Annotated in this window: 15 protein-coding genes and 1 tRNA gene; 10 read left to right on the forward strand and 6 right to left on the reverse strand. The window is 48.8% G+C overall.

Features of this window, described 5'->3' with window-relative positions; genetic code table 11:
* Nucleotides 1–1,179 (reverse strand): phosphoribosylaminoimidazolecarboxamide formyltransferase, encoded by a 1,179-nt coding sequence (locus DWZ67_RS14735; protein ID WP_044468380.1) that lies wholly within the window; start codon nt 1,177–1,179, stop codon nt 1–3.
* Between the two features lie 182 nt (nt 1,180–1,361).
* Nucleotides 1,362–1,432: transfer RNA gene (locus tag DWZ67_RS14740), tRNA-Gln, on the reverse strand.
* A 217-nt stretch (nt 1,433–1,649) separates the two neighbouring features.
* Here DWZ67_RS14740 and rsfS point away from each other — a divergent pair.
* The 3 genes from rsfS to DWZ67_RS14755 are packed head-to-tail and all read left to right on the forward strand — an operon-like array spanning nt 1,650 to nt 4,866.
* Nucleotides 1,650–2,009 (forward strand): ribosome silencing factor, encoded by a 360-nt coding sequence (gene rsfS, locus DWZ67_RS14745; protein WP_005824036.1) that lies wholly within the window; start codon nt 1,650–1,652, stop codon nt 2,007–2,009.
* Nucleotides 2,010–2,018: 9 nt separating this feature from the next.
* On the forward strand, nt 2,019–4,034 hold the full coding sequence (ftsH, locus tag DWZ67_RS14750; protein WP_120139189.1) for an ATP-dependent zinc metalloprotease FtsH: 2,016 nt from the start codon (nt 2,019–2,021) through the stop codon (nt 4,032–4,034).
* On the forward strand, nt 4,024–4,866 hold the full coding sequence (locus DWZ67_RS14755; RefSeq protein ID WP_005824038.1) for a phosphatidate cytidylyltransferase: 843 nt from the start codon (nt 4,024–4,026) through the stop codon (nt 4,864–4,866). The genes ftsH and DWZ67_RS14755 overlap by 11 nt, the downstream gene beginning before the upstream one ends.
* Nucleotides 4,867–4,983: 117 nt before the next feature.
* Here the strand turns inward: DWZ67_RS14755 and DWZ67_RS14760 are convergent, their stop codons facing one another.
* The 3 genes from DWZ67_RS14760 to surE form a co-directional block, all read right to left on the reverse strand.
* Complete coding sequence (locus tag DWZ67_RS14760) at nt 4,984–5,733, reverse strand: NigD-like protein (protein WP_165852481.1); 750 nt, start codon at nt 5,731–5,733, stop codon at nt 4,984–4,986.
* Between the two features lie 98 nt (nt 5,734–5,831).
* Entirely contained in the window at nt 5,832–6,980 is a 1,149-nt protein-coding gene (lpxB, locus tag DWZ67_RS14765; protein ID WP_009037174.1) for a lipid-A-disaccharide synthase, read from the reverse strand.
* Nucleotides 6,981–7,004: 24 nt separating this feature from the next.
* Entirely contained in the window at nt 7,005–7,769 is a 765-nt protein-coding gene (surE, locus tag DWZ67_RS14770) for a 5'/3'-nucleotidase SurE (protein WP_005824046.1), read from the reverse strand.
* A 157-nt stretch (nt 7,770–7,926) separates the two neighbouring features.
* On the opposite strand from surE, the gene DWZ67_RS14775 reads away from it, so the two are divergent.
* From DWZ67_RS14775 to DWZ67_RS14805, 7 genes are all read left to right on the forward strand, one after another.
* A complete protein-coding gene (locus DWZ67_RS14775; RefSeq protein WP_120139193.1) occupies nt 7,927–9,363 on the forward strand; it encodes a DUF1080 domain-containing protein in 1,437 nt (478 codons plus the stop codon).
* A gap of 45 nt (nt 9,364–9,408) precedes the next feature.
* A complete protein-coding gene (locus DWZ67_RS14780) occupies nt 9,409–9,882 on the forward strand; it encodes a DUF456 domain-containing protein (RefSeq protein WP_005824051.1) in 474 nt (157 codons plus the stop codon).
* Between the two features lie 421 nt (nt 9,883–10,303).
* Nucleotides 10,304–11,074 carry a ParA family protein gene (locus tag DWZ67_RS14785; protein WP_008665665.1) on the forward strand — a complete coding sequence of 257 codons (771 nt, stop codon included), beginning with the start codon at nt 10,304–10,306 and terminating at the stop codon, nt 11,072–11,074.
* Between the two features lie 114 nt (nt 11,075–11,188).
* Entirely contained in the window at nt 11,189–12,073 is an 885-nt protein-coding gene (locus tag DWZ67_RS14790) for a ParB/RepB/Spo0J family partition protein (RefSeq protein WP_005824054.1), read from the forward strand.
* Complete coding sequence (locus tag DWZ67_RS14795) at nt 12,074–12,853, forward strand: DUF5683 domain-containing protein (protein WP_005824056.1); 780 nt, start codon at nt 12,074–12,076, stop codon at nt 12,851–12,853.
* 52 nt (nt 12,854–12,905) lie between these two features.
* On the forward strand, nt 12,906–14,201 hold the full coding sequence (locus DWZ67_RS14800; protein WP_410492082.1) for a transglycosylase SLT domain-containing protein: 1,296 nt from the start codon (nt 12,906–12,908) through the stop codon (nt 14,199–14,201).
* Between the two features lie 76 nt (nt 14,202–14,277).
* Nucleotides 14,278–16,536, forward strand: a complete 2,259-nt coding sequence (locus DWZ67_RS14805) for a RelA/SpoT family protein (protein WP_005824059.1) — start codon at nt 14,278–14,280, stop codon at nt 16,534–16,536.
* 17 nt (nt 16,537–16,553) lie between these two features.
* On the opposite strand, the gene DWZ67_RS14810 is transcribed toward DWZ67_RS14805, so the two are convergent.
* Nucleotides 16,554–16,943, reverse strand: coding sequence for a MerR family transcriptional regulator (locus DWZ67_RS14810; RefSeq protein WP_005824060.1), 390 nt, complete (start codon nt 16,941–16,943; stop codon nt 16,554–16,556).
* Nucleotides 16,944–16,954: the final 11 nt, after the last annotated feature.

Here is a 16,954-nt window from a genome sequence, read left to right on the forward strand (position 1 = left end):
TCAATGATGGAACAGACGGATACCCGTGAACGACATGGCAATGCCATATTTATCGCAAGTTTCAATCACATGGTCATCGCGTACAGAACCACCCGCTTGGGCAATGTAATCTACTCCACTCTTATGGGCACGCTCAATATTGTCTCCAAAAGGGAAGAATGCATCCGAACCCAAAGAAACACCTTTCAATGTATCCAACCAAGCCCGTTTTTCTTCACGGGTCAGCACTTCAGGTTTCTCCGTAAAGAACTGCTGCCAAACACCGTCAGCCAGCACATCGTCATGGTCTTCACTGATATAGACATCAATCGTATTATCACGGTCGGCACGGCGGATTTTCTCTACCCATGGCAAATTCAACACCTTCGGATGCTGGCGTAAATACCAAATGTCGGCCTTGTTGCCCGCCAAGCGAGTACAGTGGATACGGCTCTGCTGGCCGGCACCAATACCGATAGCCTGACCGTCCTTCACATAGCATACAGAATTCGACTGCGTATATTTCAAAGTGATAAGGGCTATCATCAAATCACGTTTCGCTGCTTCCGGGAAATTCTTATTCCGAGTAGGAATATTCGCAAAGAGTTCATCTCCATTCAGCTTTATCTCATTACGTCCCTGCTCAAACGTGATACCAAAGACATCCTTATGTTCAATCGGGGCAGGCTTATAGCCGGGACTTATCTGAATCACATTGTAAGTTCCTTTACGCTTTTCCCTCAAGATAGCCAGTGCTTCGTCCGTATACCCCGGAGCAATAACGCCATCCGAGACCTCGCGGTTAATAAAACGTGCAGTAGCCTCGTCGCACACATCACTCAAAGCGATAAAGTCACCATAGGAAGACATACGGTCGGCACCGCGGGCACGCACATATGCGCAAGCAAGCGGAGAGAGCGGAAGATTATCCACAAAATAAATCTTCTTCATTGTCTCGTTGAGTTCCAAGCCGATGGCGGCACCCGCCGGACTGACGTGTTTGAATGAAGTTGCAGCAGGCATACCGGTCGCCTCTTTCAGTTCCTTTACCAACTGCCATCCATTCAAGGCATCCATAAAATTAATATACCCCGGACGTCCATTCAAAACCTCAATAGGTAACTCCCCCTCCTGCATGAAAATGCGAGCCGGCTTCTGGTTAGGGTTACAGCCGTACTTCAGTGCTAATTCTTTTGCCATAAAATTCTGCTTTAATGTTGAAATGCTACAAATTTACAGAATATTTCCGGCTTACAGAAGCCTTGTCACTGAATTTGCCACCGAATGCCTACACTGAAATTTTCGTACATGGTCGAAAAGCAACAAAAAACCACTAAAACTTGCGATTTTAGTGGTTTTTTGACTTAAATAAGGTAAGTTCGTTGGGCTACCTGGATTCGAACCAGGAATGACAGGACCAGAATCTGTAGTGTTACCATTACACCATAGCCCAATTGTTATTATTTCCGTTTTGCGGTTGCAAAGATACAAAGATTTCTATAAATCAAAACAAAAACGAGTATTTTTTTCGCAAAAAACTGATAAGATACCGTAATCCAAAGGATTATATAACTAAAAAAAATCAAAAATTGAAAGAGTTTTCCTCTTTTGCGTGTTTGATATGAGAAATCAACGTATATTTGTCAACTGTTTTAATATAATAATGTATAATGAACGAAACGAAGAAACTGATTCAACAGATAACAGAAGGTATTCAAGATAAAAAAGGAAAAAAAATCGTCATCGCAGATCTGACAAAAATCGACGATACAATATGCAATTATTTCGTCATCTGCCAAGGAAACTCTCCCAGCCAAGTGACAGCCATTGTAGAATCCATCAGGGACTTCACACGCAAGGGTGCCGATACCAAGCCCTTTGCCGTAGACGGGCTGCGCAATGCCGAATGGGTAGCTATGGACTACTCGGACATATTGGTGCATGTCTTCCTGCCTGAAACAAGGGAATTCTACAATCTGGAGCACCTATGGGCAGACGCCAAATTAACTCAAATTCCTGACCTCGATTAATCAAAACGTATGGACAATAATACCAACAAGAAACCCAATAAAGTGAATATGCCCAAGTTCAACCTGAACTGGCTGTATATGATTATAGCGATGATGTTGCTGGGGTTGTACCTGACCAATGAAAGTGGTACGGCAACTAAAAACATCTCTTATGATGAATTCCAGCAATATGTACGAGACGGTTATATAAGCAAAGTCATCGGCTACGACGACAATTCCGTCGAAGCATACGTCAAACCCCAGCACGTAGGAAACGTATTTCGTCAGGACTCCAGCCGCGTAGGCAAGAATCCGCTTATTACGACCGAGGCCCCCTCACGCGAGAGCCTAGGTAATTTCCTGCAAAAGGAAAGAGACGACGCCCACTTTGACGGCTCCATTAACTACGAAAAAAAGCGGAACTACTTCGGTGCCATTTTGTGGCAGATTCTCCCCTTTGCATTCCTTATCGGTTTCTGGATTTTCATGTCCCGCCGCATGAGCGGTGGTGGAGGCATGGGCGGAGGTGGAGGCATCTTCAGCGTAGGAAAGTCCAAGGCCCAATTGTTTGAAAAAGGTTCCCCCATCAAGATTACATTCAAGGATGTGGCAGGACTTGCTGAAGCCAAGCAAGAGGTAGAAGAAATTGTCGAGTTCTTGAAAGAGCCCCAGAAATATACCGATTTGGGAGGTAAGATACCCAAGGGTGCCTTGCTGGTAGGCCCTCCGGGAACCGGAAAGACCCTGCTTGCAAAGGCCGTGGCCGGAGAAGCCAACGTACCTTTCTTCTCTTTGGCAGGTTCCGACTTTGTGGAAATGTTTGTCGGCGTGGGAGCTTCCCGTGTCCGCGATTTGTTCCGCCAAGCAAAGGAAAAAGCACCTTGTATCGTGTTCATCGACGAGATTGACGCTGTAGGGCGTGCCCGTGCCAAAGCAGCCGCTATGGGTGGCAACGACGAGCGCGAGAACACATTGAACCAGTTACTGACCGAGATGGACGGTTTCGGCTCCAACAGTGGTGTTATCATCTTAGCCGCCACCAACCGTGTGGATGTTTTGGATAAGGCATTGCTGCGCGCCGGACGTTTTGACCGCCAGATACATGTAGACCTACCCGACCTTAATGAGCGTAAGGAAGTATTCGGTGTACACCTGCGCCCCATCAAGATAGACAATAGTGTGGATGTAGACCTTCTGGCACGCCAGACTCCCGGATTCTCGGGGGCAGACATTGCCAATGTATGTAACGAAGCAGCTTTGATAGCCGCCCGCCACGGCAAAAAGTTTGTCGGAAAGCAAGACTTCCTGGACGCTGTAGACCGCATTGTGGGTGGGTTGGAAAAGAAAACCAAAATCACTACCGAGGCCGAACGCCGTTCCATTGCCATACACGAAGCCGGCCATGCCAGTATCTCCTGGTTACTGGAATACGCCAATCCACTGATTAAAGTAACCATTGTACCCCGTGGACGCGCTTTGGGCGCGGCTTGGTATCTGCCGGAAGAACGGCAAATCACCACCAAGGAACAGATGCTCGATGAGATGTGTGCCACCTTGGGAGGACGTGCTGCCGAAGACCTATTCTTAGGTAGAATATCCACCGGAGCCATGAATGACTTGGAACGCGTGACCAAGCAGGCGTACGGTATGATTGCCTATCTGGGTATGAGCGAAAAACTCCCCAACCTCTGTTACTATAATAATGAGGAATATTCCTTCAACCGCCCGTATAGCGAAAAGACTGCGGAACTGATTGACGAAGAAGTGAAGCAGATGGTCAACGAACAGTACGAACGTGCCAAGAAAATATTGTCCGAAAACCAAGAAGGGCACAACCGGCTGGCACAACTGCTGATTGACAAAGAAGTAATCTTTGCCGAAGACGTTGAACACATCTTTGGGAAACGTCCATGGGCTTCCCGCTCGGAGGAAATCAGTGCAAACAAGACTGCTGCCGAGCTGAAAAAAACGGAGCAAGAAGAAGAGCAAAAAGCCATAGAAGCAGAAAAGGAAGTCAAGGAAGAAGAAGAAAAGCATGAAAAATAACTTTATCCAACGTGCCGTTACCGGCGTGTTATTCGTCATAGTATTGGTGGGCTGTATTCTTTACAGCCCCCTTTCGTTCGGTATACTGTTCACCATTATCAGCGCACTGAGCGTACATGAGTTTGCCCAATTAGTCAGCAAGAGCGGCGAAGTAAGCATAAACAAGACCATCACTGCATTGGGGGGAGCCTACCTTTTCCTTGCATTGATGAGTTTCTGTACCCAGCAGTCTGTAGGAGCACGAGTATTCCTTCCTTATTTGGGACTATTGCTCTACATGATGATTACGGAACTTTACCTCAAGAAAAAGAATCCGACGGGTAACTGGGCCTACTCCATGCTAAGCCAATTGTACGTGGCACTCCCCTTTGCCCTGCTGAACGTACTTGCTTTTCAGAATTCCCCGGAAACGAGCAGTGTGACCTACAACCCTATTCTACCGCTTTCCATTTTCGTATTTATCTGGTTGAGCGATACAGGTGCCTATTGCGTAGGTTCGCTGATAGGCAAACACCGTCTGTTCGAACGTATCTCACCTAAAAAATCCTGGGAGGGCAGCATCGGCGGCGGAATATTCTCCATCGCTTCCTCTCTTGGCTTTGCACATTTCTTTCCTTTTATGCCAGGATGGCAATGGGTAGGTCTGGCAATCGTTGTCGTCATTTTCGGCACTTGGGGCGATCTGACCGAATCACTCATGAAACGCCAATTGGGCATCAAGGATTCCGGTAACATTCTGCCGGGGCATGGAGGGATGCTCGACCGTTTCGACAGTGCCCTGATGGCAATTCCTGCAGCAGTTGTTTATCTATATGCCTTGACGATGTTCTAACGACGGCTCACATGACCAAACTTACATAAAACAGATATAAAAAGAGCACCCGGGCAAGATGAATGACATCAAAATCACGGGTGCTCTTTCTAACTATATACTCTCGCAAACTCTTTCTTACTTCAACTGCATATTGGACAAATCCACATTAGTAGTCAGCTTTTCATTACTCCCCGCAGTTTTCAAATCAAAGGTTACTTCCACCTCTCCATTCTCTTCTGAATTGAGTTTCAACTTGATGCCTTTGGTTTCAGAGGGGATGTCCAGACTGTTCAAGTTATAGGAGACAGCACCAGGACTACGACGTCCCGTCAGGTCATCATAGTCGTTATAGCGGAGTTCCAAATGGACATATCCATCTTCGCCATACAAAGCATCATCTTCTTGCGGACGCACCAGGCTGATGCGGTGTTTATTATCAGTCGAAGATGGCAGGTTCTGCATGAAAAAAATGTTCATATAGCCACCACTGATGGTAATATCACCTTTATATATAAGCACGGGGTCATTACCGAATTCCTCTTCGGTTTCGGGAGTCAGCATCTCCACCTCTTTCGTCAAGACGTTCTGCAGACGCAGCAGCTTCACAGCATGGTCATATCCTGCATAGTTGTCCCACAAAGGATTGAACACGGTAATCACACGCTGCCCATCCACAGCATCATACCACCCAATGTCCGTATTTACCGGCCAGAGTGTCCCCCAGACATCGCAGTTTAAATAAAAGGCATTTCCCGTAACACGCACAGTAGCCCACAAAGGCGGGGTAAAATTACCCAAAGAATATCCGTCGTTATCATCACATGATTGCAAAGCGGGCATCACTGCCAAACATATTGCCATAAATAACCAATGTAGCTTTTTCATACTCAAAGTTCTTTTCATTTGTTTCTGTATAGAAAATACAAAAGCCGGGCATTTACTGCACCGGCTTTCCCCATTTTAACAAATTCTTAATTTTTCGACTATTCCTCCCTGCTCCTCCTCAACAATGCCACCATCTTGCGGGCAGCATGTTTGGGTGCCCCTGCCTCTCCCAGACGGGATGCCATATACTCATATCCCTCGAGCATCTGACGGCGGTATTCCTTATCGTACAAAATGCGGTTCAGCTCCGAGCGTACCTGCTCTACCGTCATGGTATCTGCAACCAGCTCTTTCACCACCTCCCGGTTGGCTATGAGATTGACCAGGGAAATGTACTTCACTTTCAGTACATGCCGTTTCAGGAAAGCGATAACCTTCCCTATCGGAGTATGGTAGCACACCGCTTGCGGCACACGGAACAGAGCAGTTTCCAGCGTTGCTGTCCCCGAAGTGACCAGTGCAGCCTCTGCCTGCCTCAACAAAGGAAATGTCTTGTTGAAGATAATCTTCACGTCCGCCCCACCCACATAACGTTTGTAATACTCGGGAGAAATGCCCGGAGCACCAGCCAGCACCAGTTGATAATCGGGAAAAGAAGCTGCCGCACGAAGCATGTCGGGCAGATTGTCCTTGATTTCCTGCTTGCGGCTACCGGCCAGCAGAGCAATGACGGGTTTGGCCGAAAGTCCGTTTGCCCGGACAAAGTCGTCGAATGTCTCTGAGCTGGAAGCAAGAAAAGCCGTCACTTCATCCACTGTCGGATTGCCGACATAATGTATCGGATACCGGTGCTTCCCTTCAAAAAACTCCACCTCGAACGGTAGGATGGAGAACAGCTCATCCACATCCCGTTTAATATTCTTGATGCGGTATTCCTTCCATGCCCAAATCTTGGGAGAAATATAATAAAAGACAGGAATCCTTGTGTTGGCATGGACAAACTTGGCTATATCCAGATTAAAGCCCGGATAGTCCACCAAAATCAGCACATCCGGCTGCCACGCAACAATATCCTCCTTGCAGCGCTTCATATTGGCAAAGATGGTGCGCAGATGCAGCAATACGGGAATGAACCCCATATACGCCAACTCTTTGTAATGCTTCACCATCACACCGCCCACTGCAGCCATGAGGTCGCCTCCGAAGAAACGGAACTCCGCTTGCGAGTCCTCCTCCTTCAATGCAGCCATCAGATGGGAGGCATGCAGGTCGCCGGAAGCTTCACCGACAATCAAGTAATACTTCATATCAATTGATAATTGTCAATTAATTCAGAACCATGCTTTCAGTTCATCAATCAAGCCGTATGCCGTTGCATCCACCGTGGTCGGGGTGATTGCCACATAACCGTTATCAAGCGCCCAATGGTCATTCTTCTCATTTTCGGCATCGTTGTTCTCAAACTCGCCGGTCAGCCAGTAGTAATGGGCATCTCCTCTATGGGCAAAGTTTTCCCATTCATTGGTCCATTGCCCCTTGGTTTGTTCGCAAATCTTCACACCCTTCAATTCTTTGGTATCGGGGAAGTTGACATTGAGGCATGTCAACGGAGGGAGTCCTTTCTCCAATACCAGCCGGGCTATCTCGCGGATGTAAGGACCTGCGGGCTCAAAATCAGCGTTCGGCTCATGGTTGCAAAGGGAGAATCCGATGGAAGGCACTCCTTTCAGGCATCCCTCTATCACAACGCCCATCGTACCGGAATAATGCAGGTTTACAGAAGAATTGTCGCCGTGGTTGATGCCGCCTACCACCAAGTCGGGCTTGCGGTCGAGCACCGTATGAAAAGCCAGCTTCACACAATCGGTCGGCGTACCGGAACACTTGTATACCGTCAGCCCAACATCCTTACGGACCAACTGGTAGTGGATAGGTTCCGTTACAGTCAGCGCACACGCACTTCCAGAGCGGGGTGCATCCGGCGCCATTACCACAATCTCGCCCAGCGGACGGAGGAATTTGATTAACTCGCTAATACCTTTCGCAATGATGCCGTCATCATTGGAAATCAATATCAAAGGTCTCTGATTTTCCATAACTTTCTTTTTTATTATCGTGCAAAAGTAGCTAAAAAGGCTTTAAACAGAATACTACAAAGATAATAATTCTTTTGTATTCAAAGATATTTTCAGAAAAGGCTAACTTTGTACCGACAATAATTGGAATATAATCATTCATAAAATCCATGCTATAATGAACACTTTTTGCCATTCTACCATTGCTGCACGCATCGAGACGGCAGCTGCCGCAATTATTCTGTTTCTAACAACCCTGACAAGCTGTGGCAGGAGCAGTTCTCCCGAGCCACTTGACCAATGGAATGACGGGACATCTACGCTTCACACGGCAGACCCGGTCATCGCAGAAGGCCGGAAGCTCTTCAACGACAAAGAATACCAAAATTTCCGACTCACCGGAGAAGCCCTCACACAACCCGGCTCCGAAGCAGGCCTCCTCTTTCATACGGACGGCGAGTCCGGTTATGAAGTGATATTCCGTAACGGAGACATCGACGGCACACGCAAGAGCGGCTCACTCGCCTCGGTGCGCAACCTCCATCGCTCACTCGCAAAAGATGGAGAATGGTTTGACTTCGAGATAACCGTACGCGGACAAAACATCATTGTCTGCATTAACGGAACCGAAGTTGTCTGCTATACCGAACCCGGACACCCATATCGCACAGAGGAGCACGCCCGGCAACTGCTGAGTCAAGGTTCCATTGCCCTGCAAGGCATACACGGCGAAGTGTCATTCCGGAATCTCGCCATCGAACGGCTTGCCAAGGAAGCACGCAACGAAGCCGACACGCTTGCTCCGGTAGACGAGCGCACGGATGAGATAATCAGGCTACAGCAGCGCGATTTCCCAGTTATAGACTACCACGTTCACTTGAAAGGAGGGCTGACGAAGGAAACGGCACACGCCATGTCCATGAATTACGGTATCAACTATGGTGTCGCCCCCAATGCCGGAGAAGGAGGCGTAGGACGTATGCTGGCCGACGACAAAGAAGTGTATGACTATTTTAATGAAGTAAAAGAGATGCCATTCCTATGCGGTGTACAAGGTGAGGGACGCAAATGGACGGCAACTTTCTCGCAGGAAGCCCTGGGGATTTTCGATTACCTGTTTACCGACGCCATGACCATCATAGACCACAAGGGACGCAATTCGCGCATCTACCGGGCCGAAGAAGCACTCTTTGATGACATTACGCTTGAACAGTATATGGACCACCTTGTCGACCAAACAGTTCTGATTCTGACCAACGAGCCTGCCGACATTTATGCCAACCCTACCTTCTTGCCCGATACTATGGCGCATGATTACGACAAATACTGGACGGACGGACGCATTGAACGCGTATTGGATGTATTGCAACAACATGGAATCGCTCTGGAAATCAATGCACGCTACCGGATTCCCAGTTTCGAGATTATCCGTCGCGCCAAAGCACGTGGAATCAAATTCACATTCGGTACAAACAATGTCGATGCCGACTTCGGACGACTGGAATACTGCGCCGAAGCCATCAAGCAATGTGGCCTCACAGCCGACGATATATGGTTCCCGTCGATGAGCACACGCCGCTCCCGCCCCATTGTCATATACAACCGATTCGAGTAGCAGGGAACAACCGCTGTCATCTTCACCAACAGAAACGATACACCTATGGACATTCTTCTCATCATCTTGGGCATCCTCTGCCTGATTGTCGGATTGGCAGGCTGCATCCTGCCTATGATTCCGGGACCGCCCGTAGCCTATGCAGGCTTGTTGCTTCTACATTTCACGGACAAGGCGCAGTTTTCCACCACGCAGTTACTTTTATGGCTGGCAGCAGTCGTCCTTGTACAGATACTGGATTATTTCGTCCCGATGCTGGGCAGCAAATACAGCGGAGGCAGTCGGTGGGGAACGCGCGGCTGCCTCATAGGCACCATCGTAGGGTTGTTCTTCATGCCTTGGGGCATCATCCTCGGCCCCTTTCTCGGAGCCTTTGCCGGCGAACTGATGGGAGGCAGCAAGACAGACCAGGCCTTGAAATCGGGGCTGGGCTCGCTGCTTGGATTCTTGCTGGGCACAGTAGTGAAATGTGTGATGTGTGCGTACTTCTGCTGGGAGTTCGTCAAAGCCTTGGTCTGACACCAGCTCCTCTCCTTCTGCCCGGGAACAACTTATCCCCCGACCATCTTCCACACGGTAGTCCATCTGCATGAGATGTACATCTCGAGCAACATGAGATGCACGTTTCAAACAACACGAGATGTACATCTCATGCAAGTAGAGAGAATAGTCCAAGCCAATGTCTTCCATTGGTTTACAAATCTTAATCTTCTGCAAGCGAGACAAAAAATCAGCTTCATTTCAAGATAAATACGTATATTTGCCCACCAAACAGAGAAAGAACGCTTTACGCGCAATTTACAAGAAGAAAAACAGCGGTAAACGTCTGTGAGTTATTAACAAAACAGCCGACTTATCAACCGTTTTTGCAATCTTTCTCCAAATTTGTAGGCGCTATCCGGAATTATCACTTATTTCGCTGCCAATAAATATTGAGATTATGGGAAAAATAATTGCTATGGCTAACCAAAAGGGTGGTGTAGGCAAGACTACGACGACAATCAACCTCGCAGCCTCACTCGCCACGCTTGAAAAGAAAGTGCTCGTTGTAGATGCCGACCCGCAGGCCAATGCCTCCTCAGGATTGGGTGTGGACATCAAGCAGTCGGAATGTACTATCTACGAGTGCATTATTGACCGTGCAGACGTACGCGAGGCCCTTCATGACACGGAGATAGACACACTGAAGGTAATCTCCTCCCACATCAATCTGGTAGGTGCCGAAATAGAGATGCTCAATCTGAAAAACCGCGAAAAGATACTGAAAGAAGTACTCGCTCCGCTGAAGAATGAGTTTGATTATATCTTGATAGACTGTTCCCCGTCTTTGGGTCTGATTACGGTCAACGCACTGACTGCCGCCGATTCGGTAATCATCCCCGTACAAGCGGAATATTTTGCACTGGAAGGCATCAGCAAATTGCTGAATACCATTAAAATCATCAAGTCCAAGCTGAACCCTGCCCTCGAAATCGAAGGCTTCCTGCTGACGATGTACGACTCGCGTCTGCGCCAGGCCAACCAGATTTACGATGAAGTGAAACGCCACTTCCAGGAATTGGTATTCAACACCGTCATCCAGCGCAATGTGAAACTGAGCGAAGCTCCCAGCTACGGCCTGCCCACCATTCTCTATGACGCAGACTCAACCGGAGCCAAAAACCACATGGCACTTGCCAAGGAATTGATAAGCAGAAACGAAAAGAAGTGATTATAGTGGTTAGTGATTAATGATTAGTGATAAATACCATATTTACAATGCACAAACAAATCATCCCGTATGGTTAAATTGTAAATTGTAAATCGTCAAATAGTAAATAAACAGATGGCACAAAGAAATGCATTAGGACGCGGGCTGGACGCCCTCTTCTCCATGGATGAAGTAAAGACCGAAGGCTCCTCCTCTATCAATGAGATAGAGCTGTCGAAGATTACGGTCAATCCCAACCAGCCCCGTCATGAATTCGATCCGGTTGCGTTGCAGGAGTTAGCCGATTCCATCTCCGAAATCGGCATCATACAGCCCATCACCCTGCGCAAGCTTAGCGACGACGAATACCAGATTATCGCCGGCGAGCGTCGTTTCCGTGCTTCGCAGCTTGCCGGACTGACAAGCATCCCTGCCTATATCCGCACTGCAGATGACGAGAACGTCATGGAAATGGCGCTCATCGAAAACATACAGCGCGAAGACTTGAACTCCGTAGAAATAGCCCTCGCTTACCAGCATCTGTTGGAACAATACGGACTGACGCAGGAACGCCTCAGCGAACGCGTAGGTAAGAAGCGTACCACCATTGCCAACTACCTGCGCCTGCTCAAACTGCCCGCCCCCGTCCAGATGGGACTGCAGAACAAGCAGATAGACATGGGACATGCCCGCGCTTTGGTAACGCTTGGCGATCCCAAACTGCAAGTGAAGATTTTCGAAGAAATCCTGGAGCACGGGTATTCCGTACGCAAAGTGGAAGAAATCGTAAAGTCACTGAGTGAAGGCGAAAGCGTGAAGAGCGGTGGTCGTAAGATTGCCCCCAAGCGCGCCAAACTGCCCGAAGAATTCAATATGCTGAAACAACAGCTCTCGGGCTTTTTCAGTACCAAGGTGCAGCTAACCTGCTCGGAGAAAGGAAAAGGTAAAATCAGTATCCCGTTCAATAACGAAGAAGAATTGGAACGTATCATCGGCATTCTTGATACGCTGAAGAAATAAATGAGGAAAAAAGGAAGAATATATCAGTTAGCCATTGCCCTGCTGCTCTGTTTTTTACAGATGGCAGGGATTGCTATGTATGGTCAGGACCGTCCACGTGCCGCTTCCAAGCGTGCGCAGCGGCATCAGACCGATACACTCAACACCGTGGTGAACCGGGACAGCCTCACTGTTGCCGACAGTCTTGCAGCCGAAAACAAGCGGAAGATGCTGGAAATGACTGCCAGCCCCGACCTGAAGGAACAGCCCGTGCCTACAGACAGTCTGCAAAAGGCCATCGACCCCAAAAGGTGGGTACCTAATCCCACAAAAGCCACCTGGCTTGCCCTCGTCATTCCCGGCGGTGGACAAATTTACAACCGCAAGTATTGGAAACTGCCCATCTTCTATGGAGGATTTGCCGGTTGTGCCTATGCCCTTACGTGGAACAGCAAGATGTATAAGGACTATTCGGCCGCCTACAAGGATGCCGTAAATGGTAATTTCAACTCCAGTACCATTACCGACCTGCTGCCTCCCAACTATAACTATACCGAAAGCCAGCTGACGGAGACACTACGGAAGCGTAAGGATACCTTCCGACGATACCGCGACTTGAGCATCTTCGCCTTTATCGGTGTATACCTGCTGTCCGTTGTCGACGCATACGTAGACGCAGAGCTGTCCAACTTTGACATCACCCCCGACCTCAGCATGAAAGTGGAACCTGCCATAATCAACAGCCAGATGACTGGTTCCTCTAATAAGAACGTCGGCGTGCAATGCAGTTTCCGATTCTAAAAACGAAAATTAAAGCATAAATTATTACCTAATGACACACAAGGCCATATATATGAAAAGAATTATTCTCGGTTCCTCGCTTCTGTTTTGCGCCCTCTTCACCGCTCCGGCCATGCATGCGCAAGAAAGCGTGGAAGTGCTTATCCGCGAAAACGGCACGGAACGCCAGGAATCCATCGAGCTGCCCAAAAGCATGACCTATCCGCTGGACAGCCTGCTCAATGACTGGAAAGCCAAGAATTACATAGACTTGGGAAAAGACTGCAGCACCTCTACCGTAAACCCGATGTTCAGTGACTCTGTATACATAGACCGGTTGTCGCGCATGCCGACCGTCATGGAAATGCCATACAACGAGATTGTGCGCAAGTTCATCGACATGTATGCCGGACGTCTGCGCAACCAGGTTGCCTTCATGCTGAGCGCCTGCAACTTCTATATGCCCATCTTCGAAGAAGCGCTGGATGCCTACGGCCTGCCGCTCGAGCTGAAATACCTGCCCATCATAGAATCCGCTCTCAACCCTTCTGCCGTATCCCGCGCGGGAGCCTGCGGACTATGGCAGTTTATGCTCGCCACCGGAAAGATATACGGACTGGAAAGCAACAGCCTCGTAGACGAACGCCGTGACCCGATAAAGGCGACCTGGGCGGCAGCACGCTACCTGAAGGACATGTATGACATTTACAAAGACTGGAACCTGGTGATTGCCGCCTACAACTGCGGTCCGGGCACCATCAACAAAGCCATCCGCCGCTCGGGAGGGAAAACCGATTATTGGGAAATCTACAACTATCTGCCCAAAGAGACACGCGGCTACGTGCCCGCCTTCATTGCCGCCAACTACGTAATGACCTACTACTGCAAGCACAACATCTGCCCCATGGAAACCGACATTCCGGAAGCAACCGATACGGTGCAAGTAAGCCGTAACCTTCATTTCGAGCAGATTTCCGACCTATGCGGCATCAGCCTGGACCAGATAAAGAGCCTGAATCCCCAATTCAAGAAAAGCATCATCCCCGGAGAGAGCAAGCCGCAGACGCTACGCCTCCCCATCAACTACATCAGTGCCTTCATTGACAAGCAAGACACCATCTATGCCCACCGCAGTAACGAGCTGTTCAAGAACCGCAGAGTCGTGGCCGTTTCCAATACACGCTCGGCAGCACGTAGCAGCAAAGGCAGTACCGCTACGGGGAATGTCACCTACCACAAGATACGCAGTGGCGAGAATCTCGGCAGCATTGCACGGAAATACGGCGTCACTGTCAATCAGTTAAAAAGTTGGAATGGATTGCGCAGTACCAGAATCTCCGCAGGAAAGCGCTTGAAGATTTATAAATAAAGACATAAACGCTTGCCCGGTGTTGAAAATTGCTTATTTTTGCAAAAAGTGAAGTGAAGAAAGGAGAAAGCAGTATATGGAAGAAAATATAAGTCAGAAGGAAAAGGAAAAAGCCGAAGAGGAAATGATCGAACAGGCATTCCAAGAACTGTTGAACGACTATTTGGCCACCAAGCACCGCAAGCGCGTCGAAATAATAACCAAAGCATTCAACTTTGCCAACCAGGCGCATAAGGGCATCAAGCGTCGTTCCGGCGAGCCCTACATCATGCACCCCATTGCTGTGGCAAAGATTGTCTGTAATGAGATAGGACTGGGGTCTACTTCCATATGCTCGGCATTGCTGCATGATGTGGTGGAGGACACCGACTACACCGTAGAGGATATTGAAAACATCTTCGGTCCCAAAATCGCCCAGATTGTAGACGGGCTGACAAAGATTTCCGGCGGTATCTTCGGCGACCGTGCCTCGGCGCAGGCAGAGAACTTCAAGAAGCTGCTGCTCACCATGTCCGACGATATCCGGGTTATCCTCATCAAGATAGCCGACCGTCTGCATAACATGCGTACACTCGGCTCCATGCTGCCCAACAAGCAGTTCAAGATTGCAGGCGAAACACTCTATATTTATGCCCCGCTCGCCAACCGCCTCGGCTTGTACAAAATCAAGACAGAACTGGAAAACCTGAGCTTCAAGTACGAACATCCGGAAGAGTACCACGAGATAGAAGAGAAACTGGAAGCCACCGCCGTGGAGCGCGACAAGGTATTCAATGAGTTCACCGCTCCGATACGGGCGCAACTGGACAAAATGGGACTGAAATACCGTATCCTTGCCCGTGTAAAGTCCATCTACTCCATCTGGAACAAAATGCAGACCAAGCATGTCCCCTTCGAGGAAATCTATGATTTGCTTGCTGTCCGCATCATCTTCGAGCCCCGCAATATAGAGGAAGAGCTAAACGACTGCTTCGACATTTACGTCTCCATATCCAAGATATACAAGCCCCACCCCGACCGCCTGCGCGACTGGGTGAGCCATCCCAAAGCCAACGGCTACCAAGCCCTGCACGTCACCCTTATGGGTAACAACGGGCAATGGATTGAAGTACAAATCCGCAGTGAACGCATGAATGACGTTGCCGAACAAGGCTTTGCCGCCCACTGGAAATACAAAGAAGGCGGAGGCAGCGAAGATGAAGGCGAACTGGAGAAATGGTTGCGTACCATCAAGGAAATTCTGGACGACCCACAACCGGACGCCATCGATTTTCTCGATACCATCAAACTGAACTTGTTTGCATCGGAAATTTTCGTCTTCACCCCGAAAGGCGACCTCAAGACCATGCCGCAGAACTCTACGGCACTGGACTTTGCCTTCTCCTTGCATACCGACATCGGCAGCCACTGCATCGGCGCCAAGGTAAACCACAAACTGGTTCCCCTAAGCCACAAACTGCAAAGCGGTGACCAGGTAGAGATATTGACCTCCAAATCGCAACGCGTACAGCCGGAGTGGGAAGTGTATGCCACCACTGCCCGCGCCCGCGCCAAGATTGCCGCCATCCTGCGCAAAGAGGCGAAAGCCTATCAGAAAGAAGGTGAAACCATACTGAACGAATTCTTCAAAAACGAGGATATACGTATGGATGATGCTGCTCTGGACAAGCTGACCAGGCTGCACGGCTTCCACACCCGCGACGAGCTGCTCGTTGCCATCGGCAACAAACGGGTTGTGCTGGGCGATGCCGACAAGAACGTGTTCAAGGAAAAGCAGAACAGCAACTGGAAGAAGTTCCTGACCTTCTCCTTCGGTAACAAGGACAACAAGGATGCCAAAGAACAACCGGAAGAGAAAACACCGCAAGAGAAAATCAACACTAAGCAGATTCTGAAGCTGACGGAAGAGACCATCTCAAAGAACTATATTATGGCCGACTGTTGCCATCCCATTCCGGGTGACGACGTACTGGGATACATCGACGAGCAAAACCGTGTTGTCATCCACAAGCGCCAATGCCCCGTTGCCACCCGCCTTAAGAGTAGCTACGGAAACCGTATCATCGCCACCGAGTGGGACACTCACAAGGATTTGTCGTTCCTCGTCACCATATATATAAAAGGTATAGACAGCATGGGATTGCTGAACGAAGTAACTCAAGTCATCTCCCGCCAGCTCAACGTGAATATCCGTAAACTGACCATCGAAACCAACGACGGCATCTTCGAAGGAAAGATACAACTCTATGTACACGATGTGGACGACGTGCGCACTATCTGCAATAACCTGAAGCAGATACAGAATATAAAACAAGTGACGAGAGTAGAGGAATAAACGGAGTGGTATTTATTCTACTTCAGTCCTTGAATATTTTCCTTCAAGCTCTCCACATCCTCGTAAGTAAACTCATCCAATGCCAGTTTCATGCCTACCAGTTCTTCGCGGATAGCTCTCAGGCGATCTACGATTTCAAAGTTGCGTATCGTAGCTTCTTTATTGTCTTTCATCCGTTGGCGGGCGCCGGGCAAGGTCATTCCGCGCTCCTTCACCAGATGATAGATAAGTTTCACTGTCTCAATGTCCTCCTTACGGTACTGGCGTATTCCCCGCCCCCCCTTCTTCGGATTGAGTTGCGGAAACTCCTTTTCCCAGAAACGGAGCAGTGATTCGTTGACATCGAACATGGCAGCCACCTCGCTGATGGAGTAATATAACTTTAAATTCTTATCTGTATTCAGCATGATGTAATCCT

The sequence above is a fragment of the Bacteroides sp. AF34-31BH genome (assembly GCF_003602795.1).
Lineage (GTDB): Bacteria > Bacteroidota > Bacteroidia > Bacteroidales > Bacteroidaceae > Bacteroides > Bacteroides uniformis.